Annotated in this window: 7 protein-coding genes; all 7 read left to right on the forward strand. The window is 63.3% G+C overall.

What is annotated here, in order from left to right; translation table 11 throughout:
- Nucleotides 1-330 (forward strand): DUF1802 family protein (locus tag VHE12_12320; protein ID HVZ81565.1); only part of this gene is annotated, 330 nt, incomplete at its 5' end.
- A gap of 63 nt (nucleotides 331-393) precedes the next feature.
- Nucleotides 394-1,248 carry an AmmeMemoRadiSam system protein B gene (gene amrB, locus VHE12_12325; protein HVZ81566.1) on the forward strand — a complete coding sequence of 285 codons (855 nt, stop codon included), beginning with the start codon at nucleotides 394-396 and terminating at the stop codon, nucleotides 1,246-1,248.
- Nucleotides 1,245-1,823 carry an AmmeMemoRadiSam system protein A gene (gene amrA / locus VHE12_12330; GenBank protein ID HVZ81567.1) on the forward strand — a complete coding sequence of 193 codons (579 nt, stop codon included), beginning with the start codon at nucleotides 1,245-1,247 and terminating at the stop codon, nucleotides 1,821-1,823. Before amrB ends, amrA begins: the two co-directional genes overlap by 4 nt.
- Nucleotides 1,824-2,018: 195 nt before the next feature.
- A complete protein-coding gene (locus VHE12_12335) occupies nucleotides 2,019-2,522 on the forward strand; it encodes a bifunctional nuclease family protein (protein ID HVZ81568.1) in 504 nt (167 codons plus the stop codon).
- Nucleotides 2,519-3,010 (forward strand): bifunctional nuclease family protein, encoded by a 492-nt coding sequence (locus VHE12_12340; GenBank protein ID HVZ81569.1) that lies wholly within the window; start codon nucleotides 2,519-2,521, stop codon nucleotides 3,008-3,010. The genes VHE12_12335 and VHE12_12340 overlap by 4 nt, the downstream gene beginning before the upstream one ends.
- Nucleotides 3,011-3,032: 22 nt before the next feature.
- Nucleotides 3,033-3,362: a DUF3343 domain-containing protein gene (locus VHE12_12345; protein HVZ81570.1), complete on the forward strand. Its 330-nt coding sequence runs from the start codon at nucleotides 3,033-3,035 to the stop codon at nucleotides 3,360-3,362.
- A gap of 5 nt (nucleotides 3,363-3,367) precedes the next feature.
- Complete coding sequence (locus tag VHE12_12350; GenBank protein ID HVZ81571.1) at nucleotides 3,368-3,535, forward strand: AtpZ/AtpI family protein; 168 nt, start codon at nucleotides 3,368-3,370, stop codon at nucleotides 3,533-3,535.
- Nucleotides 3,536-3,664: the final 129 nt, after the last annotated feature.

Here is a 3,664-nt window from a genome sequence, read left to right on the forward strand (position 1 = left end):
CACTTCCGCCTCTACGCGGTGGTGGACCGCGTGGAAAAGGTCACCGACTGGGAAGCCTGCAAGAGGCTCATCCCTTTCACGGTCATGAGCGACGAGGCCATCGAACAACGCTTCCACTACGGCGATTGGCAGGGTGTTTACGTCTTCATCGTCCGGGCCTATACCCTTCCGGTCCCCATGGACCTGCCCTTGAAGCCCGCCTACGAGGGCTGCAAGTCCTGGGTGCCCCTGGAAACCTCCATGTTCACCGCCGGGTCCATGGCCGTCCTCCCCGATGGGGCCTGGCCCTATACCCGCGACAAGATCTCCAAGGTCCTGCATAGCGCTTGAGCCGGTGCCGGGCTTATGACCGGCCCCCTGTTCCGCCCAAGCCCCTCCTTTTATAGTGTTCCCATGAGACTTCGACCCGTGGTGGCAGGGGCCTTTTACCCTGACCGTCCCAAGGAACTCCAAACCTTCTTTAAAGAGTTCGAGAAGGAGACGCCGGATGGGCCCCTGAAGGGGGAGCCGGTCGGACTGCTCCTGCCCCATGCCGGATATATGTACTCGGGGGCCCTGGCGGCCCTGGGTTACCGGACCTTGGAGAGGGCCCCCAAGACCCTGGTGGTGGCCGGGCCCAGCCATTACCTGGCTTTCCGGGGAGTGTCCCTTTTCGCGGGGGAAGTGGTGGAGACCCCCTTGGGCGACCTTGCGGTGGACCAGGAGGCGGCCCGGTTCCTGATGGAGCAGGACGACCATATCGCCGAGGTGCCGCCCGCCTTCGCCCGCGAACATTCGGTCGAGGTCCACCTGCCGCTGATCAGGCATTACTTCCCCGAAGCCCAGGTGGTGCCCCTGGTCATGGGGCAGGGGACCCGGGAAGCGGTGGAACCCCTGACCCGCGCGCTCCTGGCCCTCGCCCAGAAGAAGGATTTCCTCTTCGTGGCCTCCTCGGACCTTTCCCATTACCCCGACCAAGCGACGGCGTCGAAGGCGGACCATGAGTTCCTGGAGGCCCTTTTGACCGGGGACGAGGGGCGGGTGGAAGGTGTGGACGGCGACATCATGGGCCGGGGATACCGGGACTATCATTGCACCCATTGCGGCCGGGAGCCGGTCCAGGTGCTGCTTCGCTACTGCAAGGCCCGCGGCGCGGGGCAGGTCCGTTTGTTGAAATACCGCAACTCGGGCGATGTGACGGGCGACCGCAAGCGGGTGGTGGGTTACGCGGCGGTGGCCTTCAGCCGGGCGACCAAGGACGGAAAATGAACCCGAAGGAAGCGATCACAAAACAGGAGCAGAAGCTCCTGCTGGAGCTGGCCCGTCACTCCATCCTCTCCACCCTGGAGAAGGGGCGCCGCCTGCCGACGGTGGATACCTTGTCGCCGCGCCTGCGGGAGAAGCGGGGCGTCTTCGTGACCCTCTGGCTGGACGGCCTGCGGGGCTGCATCGGCTTCCCTTATCCGGTCGAGCCGCTGGCCGAGGCGGTGCAGGAGGCTTCGGTCAGCGCGGCCTTCCACGACCCGCGGTTCCCGCCCTTGCGCGCGGAAGAGATGGCCCACGTCTCCCTGGAGATCTCGGTGCTGACCGTCCCCAAGGAGATCGAGGCCTCCAAGATCAAGGTGGGCGTCCACGGCCTGATCGTGGCCAAGGGGAACCGCTCGGGGCTCCTCTTGCCCCAGGTGGCGATGGAATACGGCTGGGACGCCAAGACGTTCCTGGAACAGACTTGCGTGAAGGCGGGCCTTCCGCCGGACGCCTGGATGGGCGGCGTCAAGTTGATGGCTTTCGAGGCCCAGGTCTTCGGTGAAGAGGACCTCCGGAAGGAAAAGGGAAGTTCCTGAAAATGGAAAGGGAAAAATTATTCCCTTTAAATCTTTTTTCTCCTTCGTTGAAAGTGCGGCCTTTCGAGGGTATATAATCCCCTTATCCGACATCCATTCCACGCCTGCCTTTCGGGTCTGCCTACCCTCTTCCTTTTTGTCCGTGTTTCCTTATCTTTGGGATAGAAGCCGTAATCCTTTCGAGGAGCCTTTTCGATGATCGAGGTCAAGGTCCGCGGGATCGCCATCGACCAGGAGTGCAAGCAGCCCATGGTCGTCCTCACCGACGCCGAGGAGAAGGTCTGCCTGCCCATCCTGATCGGCGTCCCCGAGGCCACTTCCATCTTCAGCCAGTTGAACGACCAGACCCCGGCCCGGCCCATGACCCATGACCTGATCCGGGGGGTGATGGACCTTTTGGGCAGCCGCCTGGTCAAGGTGCTCATCAACGACCTGTCCCAGAACACCTTCTATGCCCGGCTCTTCCTGGAGAACCCCGGGACGGGCGACCGCCTGGACCTGGATGCCCGGCCTTCGGACGCCATCGCCCTGGCCCTTCGCGCCGGAGCCCCCATCTTCGTGGCCGAGAAGGTCGTCGTGGCCCCCGGGGTGGTCATCCGGGACAAAGAGAAGAACAAGAAGGAACTGAAGGCCTTCAAGAAATCCCTGGAGAACCTCTCCCCGGCGGATTTCGACGCCAGCGGGAAGCATCCCCAATGATCGAAATGAAAGTGCGGGGCATCGCGGTGGACCCGGGGCTCAAGGTGCCCATGGTGATCCTGACCGATGACGATGAGAAGCGCTACCTGCCCATCCCCATCGGGGTGGCGGAGGCCACCGCCATCTTCATCCAGTTGCAGGAACAGAACATCCCCCGGCCCATGACCCACGACCTGCTCAAGAACGTCATCGACGCCCTGGGCGCCAAGGTGGCCAAGGTGCTGGTCAACGACATCCAGCAGAACACCTTCTTCGCCCGGGTCTTCCTGGAAACCCCCGATTCGCCCGAGAAGATGGAGATCGACGCCCGACCCTCGGACGCCATCGCGCTGGCTTTGCGCACCGGGGCCCCCATCTTCGTGGCGGAAAAGGTGGTGGTGAACGCCACCATCGTGGACAAGGAGAAGTACAAGGAAGAGATGACCGAGTTCAAGAAGTTCCTTTCCAACCTCTCCCCGAAGGATTTCAACTTCCCCGGGTCGACCTGATCCGGAAGGACCCCTGGATCCCATGACCCCATCCACTTCCCCGGGGCGCCTGGACCTGGACGAGCGGCATTTCGTCCTGCTTTTCCACACCACCCATGAGACCATGCACGCCGATTCCATCCTCAAGGGCAACCGGATGCGCTTCAAGCTGATCCCCCGGCCCCGGGACATCCGGGACGATTGCGGCCTGGGGGTGGTGATCGTGAAGGAGGACCGCTCCAAGGTGGAGGGGCTCCTCGCCCCCGAGGACGTCTATATCAAGGCGGCCTTCCACATCGGGAAGGAGGGACAATGGACAAGGGAAAATTATCCGCCGGCGCCGATCTCCTACGACTCTCCACCCTCGGACTGAACTTCGTGCTGTGCAACTTCGCCGGTGTCGGGATCGGCTGGCTCCTGAACCATTACCTGGGAGTGGGGGATTGGGTGGTCATTGTCGGGCTCTTGCTGGGGATCGCGGCGGGCTACCGCGTCCTGGTGGAGGACCTCAAGAAACTCAATGCCCGGAAGCCCCCAAGACCATGAAGGGTCCCATGCCCCAGCCCCTGCGGCTTGTCATCCCCTTGACCCTGACCGTTTCGGGGGCCCTCGCCCTGGCCGCCCTCCTGCTGCACCGCTACGACGCTTTCCTGGGCGCGGCGGCCGGGGGGCTTT

The sequence above is a fragment of the bacterium genome (assembly GCA_035549195.1).
In the GTDB taxonomy this organism is placed as follows: Bacteria; Oederibacteriota; Muellerivitia; order Muellerivitales; family Muellerivitaceae; genus DASZRK01.